The sequence below is a fragment of the Nonomuraea phyllanthi genome (assembly GCF_006334985.2).
GTDB lineage: Bacteria > Actinomycetota > Actinomycetes > Streptosporangiales > Streptosporangiaceae > Nonomuraea > Nonomuraea phyllanthi.
Map to the genome: position 1 here is coordinate 493,608 of NZ_VDLX02000005.1, position 15,637 is coordinate 509,244.

Below are 15,637 nucleotides of genomic sequence, written 5' to 3' on the forward strand. Positions count from 1 at the left end.
GCCCGTACGGAACATCGAGGAGACAGGCCCCCGGCCTGTCTCCTCGGCGGCGAGGGGACCCACCTCATCGACGATCCCCGCGTCGCCGTGGCCGGCGATCACGTCCCCACGTGCCGGGCCATCCCGCAGGCACGCGTCCCTGTGCCCTCAGCTCTCTGGAGGATTCCCCATGTCCATCGTCAACGGGCCCGGCTCCGGGTTCCGCCGCCCGGGCCCGGCCCTGGCCCTGCTGGCGTTCGCCCAGCTGATCATCTCGATCGACTACAACGTCGTGTACGTGGCGCTGCCGGAGATCGGCGAGGGCCTGGGCTTCTCGACGCAGACGCTGCAGTGGGTCGTCAGCGCGTACGGAGTGGCGTTCGGCGGGTTCCTGCTCCTGGGAGGCCGCGCCGTCGACCTGTTCGGCCCGCGCCGGATGTTCGTCCTCGGCCTGCTGCTGTACGCGGCATCGTCGCTGGCGGGCGGGCTGGCCACCGGTCCCGGGCTGCTGGTGGCCGCGCGCGCGGTCCAGGGGCTGGGCGGGGCGCTGTTGTTCCCGGCGACGTTGACGCTGGTCAGCACCGGCTTCGCCGAGGGACGTGCGCGCAATCACGCGTTCGCGGTGTGGGGCACCGCCGGTGGCAGCGGCCTGATCCTCGGCTCGCTGCTGGGCGGCGTACTCACCCAGGCGTTCGGCTGGCCCGCCGTGTTCTACGTCAACGTGCCGCTGGCCACCGCCGCGGCGCTGCTGGCCGTTCCCCTCATCGACCCGGGAGCGACGGCGGGCCTGCTCCGCGCCGCGAAACGCCGGTTCGACCTGGCAGGGGCGCTGACCGCGACCGCGGGCACAACCCTGGTGGTGTTCGCCCTGGTGCAGGGCCCGGAGTCGGGGTGGACCGCCCCCGCCGTGATCGGTGGCGCCGTCGCGGGCGCGGTGCTGCTGGCGACGTTCGTGACGATCGAGGCCCGAAGCGCCGACCCGTTGCTGCCGCTCAGGTTGCTGCGGGGCCGCGACCTGAGCACCGGAGTGGTGGTCACCTTCCTCTACATGGCGACCTTCGGCACGCTGATGTACTTCCTGACGGTCTACTTCCAGGTCGTCCACGGCTACAACGCGCTCCACACCGGCCTGGCGTTCCTCGTGCAGATGGCCGCCATCGCCGTGGGGTCCCAGCTCGCCGGGAAGCTGGCGACCAGCTACGGGACCCGCCCCACCATGATCACAAGCCTGGTCGTCGGCCTGGCGGGCGCCGTGCTCGTCGGCGTCACGCTGGACGTTGACGCGTCCTATGTCGCGCTCGTCCCGGGGCTGGCGATCCTCGGGCTGGGCCAGGGCGCGGGCTACACCCTGATGTTCGGTGCCGCGACCTCCGGCACCGCGCCCCACCAGCAGGGCATCGCCTCCGGAGCGGCCTCCACCGCCCAGCAGGTCGGCGGTGCCGTGGGGCTGGCCGTCCTGGTCGCCGTCGCCAACGCCGGAACCGGCGGCCTGACCGGCCCCGCCGTGCGCTCCGCCACCGCCGACGGCCTGCGCGCGGCCATCCTGGTCGCGGCCATCGGGATCGCCCTCACCGCCCTGGTCGCGCTGGGGTTCAGCGCCCCGCGCCGGCCGGCCCCCGGCAGCAGCGCCCCCGACGCCGCCGCTCCCGATGCCGCCGCCGATGCCGCCACCGATGCCGCCGCCGCTCCCTCCGCCGATGCCGCTCCCGATGTCGCCGACGAGACACCGACGGTGGCCTGACCCGCCTGCCCCGCTCGCCCTCGAATCAGGAGTAGCTCATGAGTGCCCCCGACGCCCCGCGTTCCCTCGTCCGAGGCCGCGGTGCACGGGCCGGCCGCCGCTCGTGCGGTGCCGCGCGCCGGCCGTGCTGAAGGAGCGGAGCCGCGAGAACCTCAGGGCGTGGACGACGGGGGCGGCGAGGTGCGGGCGTCCGATGCCGGGCGCGGGGCCGCCGCGGAAGGCGACGGCGTGGCGCTGATCGCGGTGGCCCCCTCGACGAGCGCGACGGCGATGGCGAGCGCCGCCAGCCCGGCGCCGATCCACGCGACGCCGGTGATGGGGGCGCCGGCATGGAGCGCGATGCCGGCCATGAGCGGGACGAGGCTGATGCCGAGCTGGAAGGCGGACACCGTGGTCGCCCCGGCGAGGGTGGGGGCCTCGGCGGCGAGGGTGAACACCCGGCCGTAGATGGCGGGGTTGACCACGAATCCGGCCACGCCGAGGAGCAGAACGAGCGGGACGACCGCGAGGGCGTGTCCGGCCAGCGTGGCGATCAGCACCGAGCACACGACGATCCCGGCCGAGCCCGCGACGAGGGCGTGGTGGGGCCGCCTGTCGGCGATGCGGCCCCCGATCGCCAGGCCGACGTACGCGCCGACGCCGAACAGCATGAGGACGGCCGCGATCCACGAATCCGGGATTCCGGTGACGTGATCGAGGAGCTCGGCGAGGTAGTTGAACGTGATCATGTATGCCGCCGTGCTCAGCAGGGTGGCGGCGTAGACCAGCCACAGACGTGGCTGCCGCATCGTACGGAGCTCGCGGTCAATGCTTGGATCCGGCCCGGCGGTGGCGCGGGGCATCGCGACGCCGCTGCCGGCGGCGGCGGCGAGAGTCAGGGCGACCACGAGCCAGAACCCGCCTTCCCAGCTGGTGCGGTAACCGATCAGCGTTCCGGCGGGACCACCGAGGATCATGGCCAGGCTGAGGCCGCTGACCACGACGCCCGATGCGCGGGCCGCCCGGTCGGCGGCGACCAGGCTGACGGCGGTGACGGCTGCGACCGCGAAGAACCCCGCGTACGCGAGCCCGGCGACGAAGCGGGTGACCAGCAGCGCCGGATAGCTGCCGATGATCAGCCCGGCCGCGATGCACCCGGCGAAGACCAACTGCGTCAGCACGAGCGCGGTCCGACGTGGCCACCGCAGGCTCAGGACCGCGAACGGCGGGCCACCGATCACCACCCCGGCCGCGAACGCGGTGATCAGCCCGCCCGCGGTGGCCAGGCTGACCTCGATGTCGGCGGCGACCGCCGGAAGGACCCCGGCGAGGAGGAACTCCGCGCTGCCCATGGCGAACAGGCTGAACGCCAGCAGGTACACCCCGAGCGGCAGAAGCCGCCCTCGCGCGCCGGCGGGCCGGGTGGTGGTGTCGACGTTCATCGGGCCCCACCCCGCTTCGCCGCCGCATCACCGTTCCGCACGCCACCGGTGGCCACCGGTTCCCGGCCGTGCACGTGATATCCGTGGCCGTGCGGCCAACGCCGAACCGCCGATCCCCGCGGGATCACAACATCGCGATGGTTCTCCATCACTATCACCTCCAGTGGGGAACCGTGCTCCATGGTTCGCCGAATCAGCAACAAGCGTTGCTGGAACAGGAACGATCTGCTGTTCTGGGCCCATGCAGTCCCACCCCGCGATCGACGCGACTCTCAGCCAGATCGGATGTCGCCTGCGCCGGACCAGGGAGAAGAAGGATCTTTCCCTGGCGGAGCTCAGCCGCGCGACCGGCATCTCCAAGAGCACCCTGTCGCGGCTCGAGTCAGGGCACCGCAAGCCGAGCCTGGAGCTGTTGTTGCCGATCGCCGCCGCCCTGGCGGTGCCGCTCGAAGAGATCGTCGCCGCCCCGCGCATCCTCGACCCGCGGATGCCGCAGGAGGCCACGCGGGCGGGCGGCCGCGTCATCGTTCCGCTGTCGAGGGCACAAGGCGAGCCCAAGGCGTACAAGCTGACGATCCCGCCGAGCGAGCACCAGCCGTTTCCGCGTACGCACGCCGGATACGAGTGGCTCTATGTGCTCAGCGGACGGCTGCGCCTCGTACTCGGTGACCATGACCTGCTCCTCGGCCCAGGGGAGGTCGCCGAGTTCGACACCCGGCATCCACATTGGTTCGGCTCGACCGGGCGGGGGAGCGTCGAGGTGCTCAGCCTCTTCGGCGGGCAGGGTGAACGAGCCCACATCAGGGCCAGGCCCGCGACGCCGAAGGGCGCCTCCGCGACCCGTCAACCGGCCCGCACCGCGTCACGTCGCGCCGGCGAGCCCTCTTTCGACCTCCCGTAGCGCTTCTGCGTGGCGGGGCGGGTCACTCAGACCGGCAGGGCCGCCGCGACCGTGGTGAGGGTGGCCCGGGCGTCGGGAACGGGCTCTCCATGGCCCACCAGGGCCAGTTGCGCGTCGACTGCGGCGAGCCGGCGGAAGGAGCGCAGCGTCCCGGCCCGGTCGAGGTTGAAGACGCCCGGCATGACGCCCACCATCACCGTCAGCGGAGACCGGCGCCGCGACGGGCGGATCAGCCGCCGCACCGACGGGCCGGTCTTGCTAGGATTTGGCATTTCCACGCCTGACCAGGCGCGGAAGGCTTTCGCGCCCCTCCGGCAAGCCCTCGACCAGGAAGTGTGACCGACCACGATGACCCCCGACGCCGGGCACGAGGCGAGATACCGCGCCATCGCCGCCGACCTCGCCGCGAAGATCCGGTCGGGACACTACGCCCCCGGCGAGGCACTGCCGCCGCAGCGGGAGCTGAGCGCCTCCTACGGGGTGACCCTCATGACGCTGCGCCAGGCGTTGCGGGAGCTCAGCGACGAGAGACTGATCGTGCAGCAGCCCGGCAAGGGCACGTTCGTCGCCCCGCCCCACCTGGCCTACCAGCTCGGCTCGCTCCACAGCCTGGTCGACGACCTGCGCGAACAGGGCCACGACGTGCGCACCGTGGTGGCCGGGCGGGCGGTGCGCCGGGCTCCCGCCCGGATCGCCGCGGAGCTGCGGCTGCGTCCCGGCGACAGCGCCCTGCGGCTGGAGCGGGTCCGCGAGTTCGCCGGCCGCCCCGCCGTCCACCAGGTGTCGTGGGTCCGCCGACCGGCGGCCGACCAGATCCGCGACCGCGACTTCACCACCGTCTCCCTCTACACGGCCCTCGCCGACGCGGGAGTGACGGTGGCCCGGGCGTCCGAGGTGGTCCGGCCCGGCCTGCTCGACCCCGCCGCCGCCCGCCACCTCCACGAGCCGCAGAGCAGCCCGGTGCTCGTCAGCACCAGGATCACCTACACGCTCGACGCCACGCCCGTGGTGTCCGACCACGCCACCATCCTCGGCAGCATGATGGAGATCCGCACCGAGCGGGCCGCCACCGGCCTCTCGCTCACCTGGGGCGCCACCAGCTGAGCACCCGCCTGTCCGGCGCGGGCCGGGTTCAGGGCAGGTCGCGGACGACGCGGGTGCCGGCCAGGCGGTCGTGCAGGGCGCGGGCCGCCGGGTCCGGCACCGCCCACAGGCCGTCCACCAGGAGCACGACCAGCCCTGCCTCCGGCAGGCAGACGAGCACGGGGAAGACGAGCGCCCGGACGGCGGCCCCGCGCAGGCCCGGCCAGTGCCCGGTGCTCTCGGAGACGACGCGGATGCGCATGACCTGCTTGCCGAACGTCCGCCCGCTCAGCGCGTACAGGAACATGACCACGACGGCGAGCAGGGGCGCGGGCTCGTCGAAACGCAACCAGTTCAGCAGCCCGAAGTCCAGGCGGCTCAGCCCCGGCTCGAAGCCGGCCAGGTACGTCACGAACAGCAGGTAGTCGATCGCGAACGCCGCCGCCCGGCGGCCGGCCAGGCCGACCGGCCCGGGATCCCCGGCGGTCCGGCCGGCCGACAGCACCAGCAGGGCGGAGAGCAGGAGGGCCGACCCGTACGGCCCGTAGGCGCGCAGCACGATCGCGAACCATTCGCCGCTGAGGACGGAGACCGTCGAGCACCCGCTGTCGGACGCGTACGAGGGACTGAGCGGACCCGCGACCGCGAGCACGGTGAGCAGAGCGGCCACGCGGCGGCCGATGACGGCTCCGTTGCCGGTGGTGACCGACGTGAGCAGGCCCGTGAAGACGAGGGCCGCGGGCACGCCCCATTGCACGGCCAGATCGGCGAGCTCGTTGGCGTCCCCCAGCGGAGGCGAGGCCAGTTCGGTGAGCTCGAAGCCGTACCCGCCGAAAAACCCCACGCAGCCGCGGACGGCGTAGTAGTAGGGGTGGTACTCGACCTGATGGACGTCCCAGGTCGGATACGCGGCGGCGGCCAGCGCGGCCACCCAGGCGAGCAGGGCTGATCGCGACACGAATGATCTCCGTTTTTCGCGACACCCTAGCGATGCCCACCGGTGGCAGGCCGGGCGGGGTCAGAGCGAGCAGTCCCGCTCCCGGTGGGCGTCGAGCGCGCGGAGCACGTCGGCGCAGGCCTCCGCGAAGCGGGCCAGCCGCTCGGGCCCCAGCACGTCGATGACCAGGGCGTGGACCATCTCGGTGTGCTCGGGGACGGCCTTGTCGATCGCCTCGTGTCCCTTGTCGGTGAGCTGGACGTCGGGGTAGCGGCGGTCGTCGGAGTCCACCCGCTCGACCAGCCCGCGCTGCGCCATCCGGGTGAGCTGGTGGGACAGGCGGCTCTTCTCCCACTGGGTCGCGGCGGCCACGTCCGCGATGGGCATCCGCCGGTCCGCCGACTCGGCGAGCCGGACCAGGACCTCGAAGTCGGCGGCGGACAGGGCGTGCTCACGCTGCAGGTGCTGCTGCAGGTGTGAGCCGAGATGCTTGGACATCTCGATGTACGTGCGCCACATCCGGTCGGCCTCGCCGAGTCCCTGCTCCCATGTCATGCCGTCCATGCTACCCGCTGGTTGACGCATCAACCTGGCGCTGTAGAGTGGCGTGGTTGATACATCAACCTGAATGGAGAGGGTCGTTCTTGTGAGCCAACAGCAGATCATCGCGGTGGTGGGCGCGACCGGCGCGCAAGGAGGCGGGCTGGTCCGCGCCATCCTGGCCGACCGGAGCGGGCGGTTCGCCGTACGGGCACTCACCCGGCGCCCGGATTCGGCGCGGGCCGAGGAACTGGCCGCGCTCGGGGCCGAGGTCGTCGAGGCCGATCTCGACGACGTGGCCGGGCTGCGCAAGGCGTTCGACGGCGCGCACGGCGCGTTCGTGGTGACCAACTTCTGGGAGCCGCGCACGCCCGAGGAGGAGCGGGCGCGGCCCGCGACCACCAAGGAGCGGGAGCAGGCCGGCAACGCGGCGCGCGCGGGGCAGGAGGCCGGGGTGCGCCACTTCGTCTGGTCCACGCTGCCCGACACCCGCGGCTACTTCCGGCCGGGCGACGGGACGCCGACCTTCGAGGGCACGTACAAGGTGCCGCATGCCGACGCCAAGGCCGAGGCGGACCGGTTCTTCCTGGAGTCGGGCGTACCCACCACGTTCCTGCACGCCAACGTCTACTACGAGGCCTTCCAGGACATGTTCGCGCCCCGGCGCGACGAGCGAGGCGCGCTGGTGCTGCCGCTCGGGTTCGGCGACGCGCGGGTGCCCGCGCAGGCCGCGGAGGACATCGGCAGGACCGCGCTCGGCATCTTCCGCCGCGGGGAGGTGCTGGCGGGCAGCCGGGTGAGCGTCGCCGGGTCCGTGCTCACCGGGGCGCAGTACGCCGCCGCGCTGGGCCGGGCCCTCGGCGAGCCCGTGACCTATCAGGCCGTCACCCCCGACGAGATCCGGGCCGCGGGCTTCCCGGGCGCGGGGGAGGTCGGCAACATGCTCCAGTACCTGAGCACCGCCGAGCGCGACATCGTCGAACTCATCGACGGGGAACTGCTGCGCGAGCTCAACCCGGAGTTGCAGTCCTTCGACACGTGGCTGGCCGCCCACCGGGACGCCATCCCGCGCTGACCGGCGCCCGGCCAGGAGCGTCATGCCGCCGCGCGTACGACTGCGGAAACCGGCGGCGGCCGCCCGGCGCGGGCGGCCGCGAGGAACGCGTCGTGCTCGTCCGGCGGCAGGCGCAGCACCTCGGCCAAAGCGGAAACGGTACGGCGCTGCGGACCGCGGCTGACACCGCGCTCCATGTCACCGATCGCCCGCACACTCACCCCTGACGCGTGCGCCAGCTCCTCGATCGTCAGCTCCGCCGCCTGCCGGAAGGCCCTCAGCAGGATTCCGAAGGAGAACTCCTCGTCCAACCCCTTGCCTCCCTCGCCGCCGGCAAGCAGAACCGACCGGCTGCCCATGCGCCTGCCGTCGTGCCTGGCTCTCCGGCACCACGCTTGCTGTCGAGGATCGTGCGCATCTGATCGGGACAGGCCCGACGCGGTCGGCAGTACGGCTGTCACTCACGTATCAGCCATGCATTCTTTCAGACCTCGGCCGAAACCCGGTCGATCAGGACCGGCCCGGCCACGCCGGCCTCGTCCATGAATGCCGCTGATCAGGACGTGCGATCTTGCTCCGGGAGGTAGGGGCGGAAATGGTCGGCGACGAGCTCCGCGATCGCGGCGGCGTCGCGGGAGCCGTCGACCTCGATCACGCGGATGCCGAGCCGGTGGGCGGTGCGGACGGCGTCCTCCGCGACGAGGCGATCACGGGCGAGGCGGTTGGCCTGTGCACGGGCCGGATCGCTGAGGCGGTGCCCGAACGAGGCGGCGCGGGGTAGCTGCCGGAGCTGGTGTCGGCGGAACTCCGGCGTGGGCACCATGACGACCATCCGGCGCGGTGAGTCGATGATGGGCGCGACGAGCTCCGGGCGGAGCCCCCAGCCTTCGGCGATGATCGGGTGGCCCGAGACGAGCGCGCGGAGGTCGTCCAGGGCCCATTCGAACCGGTCCGGGAAGCCGGCCAGGGTCGTGGCGGCCATCTCTTCCGGGGTGGTGTGGACCCACACCGTGTCGGGGTCGGGCCCGGTGACGGGCTCGCCGAGGTCGACGCGACGGGCGATCCGGCGATCGTTGTGAGCGCGGGCGTCGTGGTAGTCGTAGTGATAGGCGGTGATGCCGTATCGGACGGCCAGCAGCCGGGCCACGGTCGACTTTCCGGCCCATTGGCCGCCGCCGATCCACAGCGCGCGGTGCAACGTGCCGAAGGGGTCCCAGACGTCGCTGTCGGCAAGGGAGTCCTGGCTGGTCATCTGGCGTCCTCCTGTGGGGTGCGAGGGGTGAGCGTACCGGAGGGCCGTCCTTCCGGTACGGGACTCGTGTCACAGGGGCCGGCGGGTGAGGGGCAGTCGGGTCCGGGTGATCAGCGCTGCCACGGTCGCCACGACGGGCAGTCCCACCACCACGGCGATGACGAACGCCCACGGGATGGCGATCGTGGCGGGGTCCGAGGCGCCGTGCGTCGTCATCGGCCGGCTCAGCGCCACGCCCGTCACCGTTCCCGCGGCCAGCCCCACCAGCGCGCCGAGCCCGGAGATGTAGAGGGCCTGGCCGGCCACGACCACCCGCAACGTCCCGGGCTGGGCGCCGATGGCCGCCATCGTCGCCCGCTCCGGCCGCATGTCGGCGGCCGCCAGGCGCGTGGCGGCCAGCGTGCCGCCGACGACGAGGACGAGAGCGCCGCCGAGCCAGCCCCACAAGCCGGGGTCGGGCACATTGCGATAGCCCTCCTCGGCGGCGATCGTGACGCGGCGGGTCACCTGGGTGAGATCGCGCCACAGCGTCGTGTCGGCGGGCAGCCGGTGCATGGCGTAGAGCTGGCGCTCCGCCGTGGAGAAGCCGGCCTGCTCGACCAGGGCGCGCGGCAGCAGGGCCCCGCCCTGGTGCTCGTCGGAGGGTGTGGCCACCACCGCCGGCACGTCGAGCTTGCGCGGCGGGCCGCCGGTGGAGCTCGCCCGCAGCCTCAGCTTGCCGTCCCGTACGGCGGCCGGGTCGAAGACCACGGCCTTGCCGCCGGCCAGCGCCGCGGCCGCCTGCGGGTCGTCGCGTCCTTGCAGGAGCCTGAGCAGGGCCTGATCGCCGATGGCCGCCGTACGGCGCGTCCGCGTCCCGTTCCATCGCACCGAGTACCGCAGCGCGTAGCGGTGGCCCTTGGCGTCCTGCGCGAGGTAGCCGGAGGCCAGCGGCACGCCCGGCAGCTGCCGGGCCGTCTCGGCGCGGAGTTTCGTCCAGGTCGCGTCGCTCATGGTGCCGCCCCAGATCGCCAGCATGCCGGCCGGACGCGCCGAGGTGTAGGCGTTGCGCCGGTCCATGTATTCGCTGTAGGCGCCGATGCCCATCGCCACGACCGTGGCCGTGACCGCCATGACGGCTGCGACGGCGCTCGCCGTACGGGACCGGTGGCGGACCGCGTCGCGGACGGACACCCGCAGCGGGAGCCGCAACCGCCCGGCCGGCCGGCCGGTGAAGCGGATCAACCAGGGGGTCACCACCACCAGGCCGATCATGATCAGCACCGCGGAGGCCCAGACCCACACGGAGTCCGGCTGGCGCCGCGCCACCACGGTCGCCCCCAGCCCGGCCAGCACCAGCGCGGCTCCGGCCAGGGGCCATCCCGGCCGGTCGGCGGCCGCGGGCGCGCGGCCGGCCAGCACGGTCACGGGGTCCTGCCGGGCCGCCTGCACGGCGGGCACCAGCGCCGCCACGGTCCCGGCGACCAGGCCCAGCGCGGCGACGCCCAGAACCGGCGCCCACGGCACCTCCGCCGGGCCGATCTGCCCTCCCCAGCGCGCCACGACCGGGGCGGCCAGCACCCCGGCGCCGATGCCCAGCGCCGTCGCGACGAAGGTGGCCGCACCGCCGAGGACCAGCCCCTCGGCCAGCACGATCGCCCGCAGGTGCCCGGCCGAGCCGCCCTGCGCCGCGATCTCGGCGAGTTCCCGGCGCCGCCTCCTGAGCCCCACCGCGAAGGCGGGCCCGGCCAGCAGCACGATCTCCAGCACCACCATGATCACCATGGCGCCGAGCCCGATCGCGTGCTGGACGTCCGTGCCCGGGGAGCGGACCGGGGTGGGCGGCGGGTCCAGGAGCATCCCCCGGGAGGTGACGTACAGGCCGGCGGTGTTCAGCGCGGGCACGTCGCTCCAGGACACGGGCTTCGCGGTATCGGCGAGCCAGCCGGGGCCGTACATGTTCGGAGACCACAGGTCGTCCGGGGCCGCGAGCGGCAGATCCGGACCCACGACCTCGCGCAGCGAGGGCCGGTGCGGGTGCTCGACCACGCCCACCACCTTCAGCGGCGCCGCGCCGGACGGCCGCAGGAGGTCGCCGGGCCGCAGGCCGAGCGCGGGCGTCACCGCGACCTCGTCGGCGGCGGGGAACCTGCCCTCGCTCAACGTCAGCATCCCTCTGGTGAGGGGGTCGCGCAGGTCGGCCTCCAGCGCGTCGACCCGTTCGGTGCCCACCCGGAGCACGCCGGCACTGAGGGGGATCACCCGGGTGCCCGGCCCGAGCAGGGCCGCCACCTCGGTGGCGGCAAGCTCGGAAGCAGCCGCTCCGTCGCCGTCGCCCGTGTTCCAGGTGGCGCCGTTCGGCTGCTGCCGCAGCACCGTGCCCTCGGGTGTCTGGACGAGGCGGACGTCGGCCGCGCCCAGCTCGGCCACCAGCCCCTCCCGCAGGGAGACGTTCATGGTCTCGGTCAGGGTCAGGATCCCCGTGATCACCAGGACGGGCAGGCCGATCATCACCATGATGAGCGCGCTACGCCCCCGGGATCGCCACGCGTTCCGGCGGGCCAGGCGCAGCGCGGCCAGGACGACGCTCATCGGGCGCTCACCAGCGACCTGTCCGTCGCGTCCGCGATCGTCCCGTCGCGGAGGAACACCACGCGATCGGCCCAGGCGGCGTAGCGCGGCTCGTGGGTGACCAGCAGGACCGCCGCGCCCGCGTCACAGCGGGCCCTCAGCACCTGCAGGATCTCGTCGCCGGTACGCGTGTCGAGGGCGCCGGTCGGCTCATCGGCCAGCAGCAGGCACCGCGCGCCGACCAGGGCGCGGGCGATCGCGACCCGCTGGCGCTGGCCACCGGACAGCTCCTCGGGGAAGCGGTCGGCCAGGTCCGCCACCTCGATCTCCGCCAGCACGGCCATCGCCTCCTCCCGTGCCCGGCGCGAGCGCACGCCGTCGAGCTCGCGCGGCAGCATCACGTTCTCCACCGCCGTCAGCGACGGGATCAGGTTGAGGTCCTGGAAGACGTAGCCGACCTCGCGGCGCCGTAAGGAGGCCAGATCGCGCGTGGTGGCCAGGTCATGTCCGCCGATGTGCACCGTTCCCGACGTGGGCCGGTCGAGCCCGCCCGCGAGGTTGAGCAGGGTCGACTTGCCGGACCCGGACGGGCCCATGACCGCGACCAGCTCTCCCGCCTCGACGTCGAGGCTCACGCCCTTCAGAGCGTGTACGGCCGTCGCCCCCTCGCCGTGGACTCTGGACACTTCGGCCAGCCGTACGACGGTCATCTTTCCTCCTTCAGAACGGACTCGCAGTGGTCCAGCCACCGTTGCTCCGCCTCGGCCTGGAAGATCATGGAATCGAGCACGAGCCGTTGCGCCACGCCTTCCGTGGCGGCTCGTTTGGCCCTGGTCAGCTGCTGGAGGGTGCGCATGGTCGCCGTGCGCTGCAGGTGGATGACCTCGGAGACGTCCACCTCCTTGGCGGCGACGGCCATGGCCAGCTTGACGACCAGCTCGTCCCGTGGCCGGTCGGACTGGACGACGGGGGTGCTGAACCATCGCTCCATCTCCTCCCGGCCCGCGGCGGTGATCGTGTAGACGACCCGGCCCTGCTCGTCCGACTCGGCCGCCGGCGCGACCAAGCCGTCGCGCTCCAGGCGGGACAGCGTCGTGTAGACCTGGCCGATGTTGAGCGGCCAGGTCGCCCCGGTTGACGCCTCGAACTCGAGCCGTAGTTGGTAGCCATGCCGGGGCCCGCCACTGAGGAGGGCGAGCAGCCCGTGTCTGACCGGCATGCGTACTAAGTATGCATACGCGGTATGCACTTCTCAAGATGTTCCGCCGCATTGGCGGGATCTGCGGATGGCGCAGCGTCATGGGGCCGGTTCGCGTCACGCCGGGTAGAAAATGAGCCCCTCGTGGAGCCTGCCCGCCTTGTCGTACAGCGCGGTCGTACAGCGCGCGAGCCGGGGCGGTCCTCCACCGTGTTCCAGTACGGGCCTGCATCTCCCGGCGTACCAGACACCGGCGTGGAACAGGTAGTGCGCGATGCCGGCCATCTTGCCGTCCAGCCGGGCGGCGACCCCGCCTACCTGCTCGTCGTCGAGCAGGCGCCGCCAGGTCCGCTCGTAGTCGTCGTCGCCGCGTTCGACGTCGAAGTAGGCGTCCTTGCCGCGGGCCGGCGCCTCCCGGCAGGCCCGGTCGGATTCGGTCCGGACGTCGATCTCGATCACGGCGCCCGTTCTGTCCTACGGGCGGGGGGCGCTCGGGCTCTTCGAGGTGTGTGACAGCAGGGCTCGTACGCGGGCGGTACGGACGTCGAGTGGTCCGGGCTCGACCGTGATCAGGTCGTAGCCCAGGGAGCTGTACACCTCGGCGTGGAGCTGCTCGAACCGTTGCGCGTCCGCCAGGCTGATCCGCCTGGCGGCGGTCGGGGTGATGAAGCCCTGGCCCTTGACGAAGAAGACGCGGCGTTCGTAGACGTGTTCGTCGCGGATGCGGTCGAGCTCGGCGGTCAGGGCCTGGCCGACGGGGTGGCCGAGGTGGAGTGCCAGGGCGTAGGTGCAGATCGGGGACCGGTCGAACACGACCGGGCGGGGGTGGCGGTCCGCGGCGAGCTGTCGGCGGCGTTGCAGGCCGGCGACGGCGTCCGTGAAGTCGGGCTCTTTCCATGGCTCGTCGACGCCTCTGGCCTGGGCCAGGGCGATGACGTCGGTGGCCGCCTCCTCGACGACGGCGAGCCCGTCGATCTCGAGCTGCCGCAGGATGGCTGTCTTGCCCGAGCCGGGGGTGCCGGTCAGGATGAAGCGGTTCACGGGACTCCTTTGGGGTGATGGGTGGCTGTGTTCGTGGCGGGCGGCCGATCGGCGGTGCGGCTCGGGCAGCTGTGGCGTCGCCGGGTTCGACGAGGACGTCGCGCTTGAACACGGCTCCGGCGCGCGGACGAGGGCGACCAGGCGGGCGCGTTGCGGGGATGAGCTGAAGGCGGTCACGGCCAGGCCGGCGGCTCGTGAGCGGGGCACGCAGCCGGATCCAGCGCTCAGCCGGGCAGCCACAGTATGCCAGCTCCTCGTCCAGACCGTCCGTGATCTTGGCGACTCCCGTGAGGAGTCGCCAAAATCGACGCGATGGCGATAAAAGTCGACACTGTGTAGACTTTGCGGCCAAGGGGAGCATTCCAGCTCCTGTCGAGGCTCTCTCTGGAGGAGCGATGCAGAAGCAGAAGTGGCTCATCACCGGCGTCAGCACGGGCCTTGGCCGTGCCTTCGCCCAGGCCGCCCTGGCCGCCGGGCACACCGTCGTCGGAACGGTCCGCTCCGACGATGACCTGCGGGCCTTCGAGGAGCTAGAACCCGGATACGCTCACGGCCGCATCCTGGATGTGACTGACAGCGACGCCGTCTCGCGTGTGGTCGCGGAGGCGGAGCAGAGCGTCGGCCCGCTGGACGTCGTCGTCGCCAACGCCGGCTACGGCCTGGAGGGCACCTTCGAGGAGACCCCGCTGGCCGAGGTGCGGCGGCAGTTCGAGGTCAACGTGTTCGGGACGGTGGCCACCTTGCAGGCGGCACTGCCCCACATGCGCCGGCGCCGCCGCGGGCACCTGATGGCCGTCACCTCCATGGGCGGGCTGATGGCCGTGCCCGGCATGTCCGCCTACTGCGGCAGCAAGTTCGCCCTGGAGGGCATCCTCGAGGCGCTGGGCAAGGAGGTCGCACAGTTCGGGATCCACGTGACGGCGATCGAGCCCGGCTCCTTCCGCACCGACTGGGCCGGACGGTCCATGACACGCGCCGCGCGGTCCATCGACGACTACGACGAGCTGTTCGTCCCCATCCGCGAAAGGCGGCAGAAGGCGAGCGGTAACCAGCTGGGCGATCCGGCCAAGGCCGGGGACGCCGTCGTGCACATCGCGTCGGTCGACCGGCCGCCGGCTCATCTCGTGCTGGGTTCGGACGCGCTGCGGCTGGTCGCCGCCGCGCGCACGGCCGTGGACGAGGATATCCGCGCATGGGAGGCGCTCTCCCGTACGACCGACTTCGCCGAGGGCACTCATCTCTGATGCCCGGCCACCACGCCGCGCGAGGCCGGCGCACCACCGAGCGCAAGGGCGATGTCCGGGAGCGGGCCATTCTCGACACCTGCGAAGCCCTGCTGGTGCAGAAGGGCTACGACGCCATGACCGTCGGCGACATCGCCCAGGGTGCCGGCATCACCCGCGGCGCCCTGTACTTCTACTTCGGCTCCAAGCAGGAAGTGGTCACGGCACTCGTGGCCCGGACCGTCGAGCACCTGTGGGAGCGGTCCCGGGCCACTGCGGAGGCCGACGAGCCGCGCCAGGCCATCGCGGCGGCGATGCGGCGCACGGTCGAGCTGTGGAACGAGCACGGCCTGGTCATGCGCACGGCGATCGACCTGTCGTTGAGCGTGCCGGAGATCGGCGAGCTGTGGAGCCGTACAGCCGACCTGTTCATCACGGCCATCACCGCGGTCCTGGAACGAGCCGGCGTTCAGGCGGGCACCGAACCGGACCAGGCGTCAGCCATGGCACGCGCCCTGTGCTGGATGATCGAGCGGTCCTTCTACCACGCCTCGCAGGAGTCCCGCGAGAAGCTGCAAGAGGCATCGTCGACCTGCGAACACATCTGGCTGATCAGCGCCGGCCTGACCACTTGATGCGGCGAAGATTCTGGCGCCTTTGCGCCGTATGGCCGCATATATAATGACAAAGCTTAGTCAAGCTTGAAATAACTCCTGG

At 72.5% G+C, this 15,637-nt stretch carries 17 protein-coding genes; 6 read left to right on the plus strand and 11 right to left on the minus strand.

Going from position 1 to position 15,637, the window contains the following annotated elements; genetic code table 11:
* Positions 1-169: 169 nt before the first annotated feature.
* Positions 170-1,720 carry an MFS transporter gene (locus tag FH608_RS16590; protein ID WP_139631378.1) on the plus strand — a complete coding sequence of 517 codons (1,551 nt, stop codon included), beginning with the start codon at positions 170-172 and terminating at the stop codon, positions 1,718-1,720.
* A 152-nt stretch (positions 1,721-1,872) separates the two neighbouring features.
* On the opposite strand, the gene FH608_RS16595 is transcribed toward FH608_RS16590, so the two are convergent.
* Positions 1,873-3,141: an MFS transporter gene (locus FH608_RS16595; protein WP_139631379.1), complete on the minus strand. Its 1,269-nt coding sequence runs from the start codon at positions 3,139-3,141 to the stop codon at positions 1,873-1,875.
* Positions 3,142-3,382: 241 nt separating this feature from the next.
* On the opposite strand from FH608_RS16595, the gene FH608_RS16600 reads away from it, so the two are divergent.
* Positions 3,383-4,042, plus strand: coding sequence for a helix-turn-helix domain-containing protein (locus FH608_RS16600; RefSeq protein WP_139631380.1), 660 nt, complete (start codon positions 3,383-3,385; stop codon positions 4,040-4,042).
* A 26-nt stretch (positions 4,043-4,068) separates the two neighbouring features.
* Here the strand turns inward: FH608_RS16600 and FH608_RS51495 are convergent, their stop codons facing one another.
* On the minus strand, positions 4,069-4,314 hold the full coding sequence (locus FH608_RS51495) for a hypothetical protein (protein ID WP_193318456.1): 246 nt from the start codon (positions 4,312-4,314) through the stop codon (positions 4,069-4,071).
* Positions 4,315-4,390: 76 nt separating this feature from the next.
* Between FH608_RS51495 and FH608_RS16615 the strand changes: the two genes are divergently transcribed.
* Entirely contained in the window at positions 4,391-5,146 is a 756-nt protein-coding gene (locus tag FH608_RS16615; RefSeq protein ID WP_139631381.1) for a GntR family transcriptional regulator, read from the plus strand.
* A 28-nt stretch (positions 5,147-5,174) separates the two neighbouring features.
* On the opposite strand, the gene FH608_RS16620 is transcribed toward FH608_RS16615, so the two are convergent.
* Together FH608_RS16620 and FH608_RS16625 are read right to left on the minus strand one after the other, a co-directional pair.
* Positions 5,175-6,083, minus strand: coding sequence for an RDD family protein (locus FH608_RS16620; RefSeq protein ID WP_139631382.1), 909 nt, complete (start codon positions 6,081-6,083; stop codon positions 5,175-5,177).
* Between the two features lie 60 nt (positions 6,084-6,143).
* Positions 6,144-6,617 carry a MarR family winged helix-turn-helix transcriptional regulator gene (locus tag FH608_RS16625; RefSeq protein WP_139631383.1) on the minus strand — a complete coding sequence of 158 codons (474 nt, stop codon included), beginning with the start codon at positions 6,615-6,617 and terminating at the stop codon, positions 6,144-6,146.
* Between the two features lie 91 nt (positions 6,618-6,708).
* On the opposite strand from FH608_RS16625, the gene FH608_RS16630 reads away from it, so the two are divergent.
* Positions 6,709-7,677, plus strand: a complete 969-nt coding sequence (locus FH608_RS16630) for an NmrA/HSCARG family protein (protein WP_139631384.1) — start codon at positions 6,709-6,711, stop codon at positions 7,675-7,677.
* Between the two features lie 20 nt (positions 7,678-7,697).
* On the opposite strand, the gene FH608_RS16635 is transcribed toward FH608_RS16630, so the two are convergent.
* From FH608_RS16635 to FH608_RS16665, 7 genes are all read right to left on the minus strand, one after another.
* Entirely contained in the window at positions 7,698-7,967 is a 270-nt protein-coding gene (locus FH608_RS16635; RefSeq protein ID WP_226899592.1) for a helix-turn-helix domain-containing protein, read from the minus strand.
* 245 nt (positions 7,968-8,212) lie between these two features.
* Complete coding sequence (locus FH608_RS16640) at positions 8,213-8,908, minus strand: hypothetical protein (protein ID WP_139631386.1); 696 nt, start codon at positions 8,906-8,908, stop codon at positions 8,213-8,215.
* A gap of 69 nt (positions 8,909-8,977) precedes the next feature.
* The gene (locus FH608_RS16645; protein ID WP_139631387.1) at positions 8,978-11,479 is read right to left on the minus strand and encodes an ABC transporter permease; all 2,502 of its coding nucleotides are present in this window, start codon (positions 11,477-11,479) and stop codon (positions 8,978-8,980) included.
* Positions 11,476-12,168, minus strand: a complete 693-nt coding sequence (locus FH608_RS16650) for an ABC transporter ATP-binding protein (protein ID WP_139631388.1) — start codon at positions 12,166-12,168, stop codon at positions 11,476-11,478. Before FH608_RS16650 ends, FH608_RS16645 begins: the two co-directional genes overlap by 4 nt.
* Positions 12,165-12,677 (minus strand): PadR family transcriptional regulator, encoded by a 513-nt coding sequence (locus tag FH608_RS16655; RefSeq protein WP_139631389.1) that lies wholly within the window; start codon positions 12,675-12,677, stop codon positions 12,165-12,167. The genes FH608_RS16650 and FH608_RS16655 overlap by 4 nt, the downstream gene beginning before the upstream one ends.
* Before the next feature lie 96 nt (positions 12,678-12,773).
* Entirely contained in the window at positions 12,774-13,115 is a 342-nt protein-coding gene (locus FH608_RS16660) for a GNAT family N-acetyltransferase (RefSeq protein ID WP_139631390.1), read from the minus strand.
* Positions 13,116-13,130: 15 nt separating this feature from the next.
* Positions 13,131-13,697 (minus strand): AAA family ATPase, encoded by a 567-nt coding sequence (locus FH608_RS16665; RefSeq protein WP_139631391.1) that lies wholly within the window; start codon positions 13,695-13,697, stop codon positions 13,131-13,133.
* A gap of 395 nt (positions 13,698-14,092) precedes the next feature.
* Between FH608_RS16665 and FH608_RS16670 the strand changes: the two genes are divergently transcribed.
* A complete protein-coding gene (locus FH608_RS16670; RefSeq protein WP_139631392.1) occupies positions 14,093-14,941 on the plus strand; it encodes an oxidoreductase in 849 nt (282 codons plus the stop codon).
* Positions 14,941-15,555 carry a TetR/AcrR family transcriptional regulator gene (locus FH608_RS16675; protein ID WP_139631393.1) on the plus strand — a complete coding sequence of 205 codons (615 nt, stop codon included), beginning with the start codon at positions 14,941-14,943 and terminating at the stop codon, positions 15,553-15,555. Before FH608_RS16670 ends, FH608_RS16675 begins: the two co-directional genes overlap by 1 nt.
* The last annotated feature ends 82 nt before the right edge of the window (positions 15,556-15,637 follow it).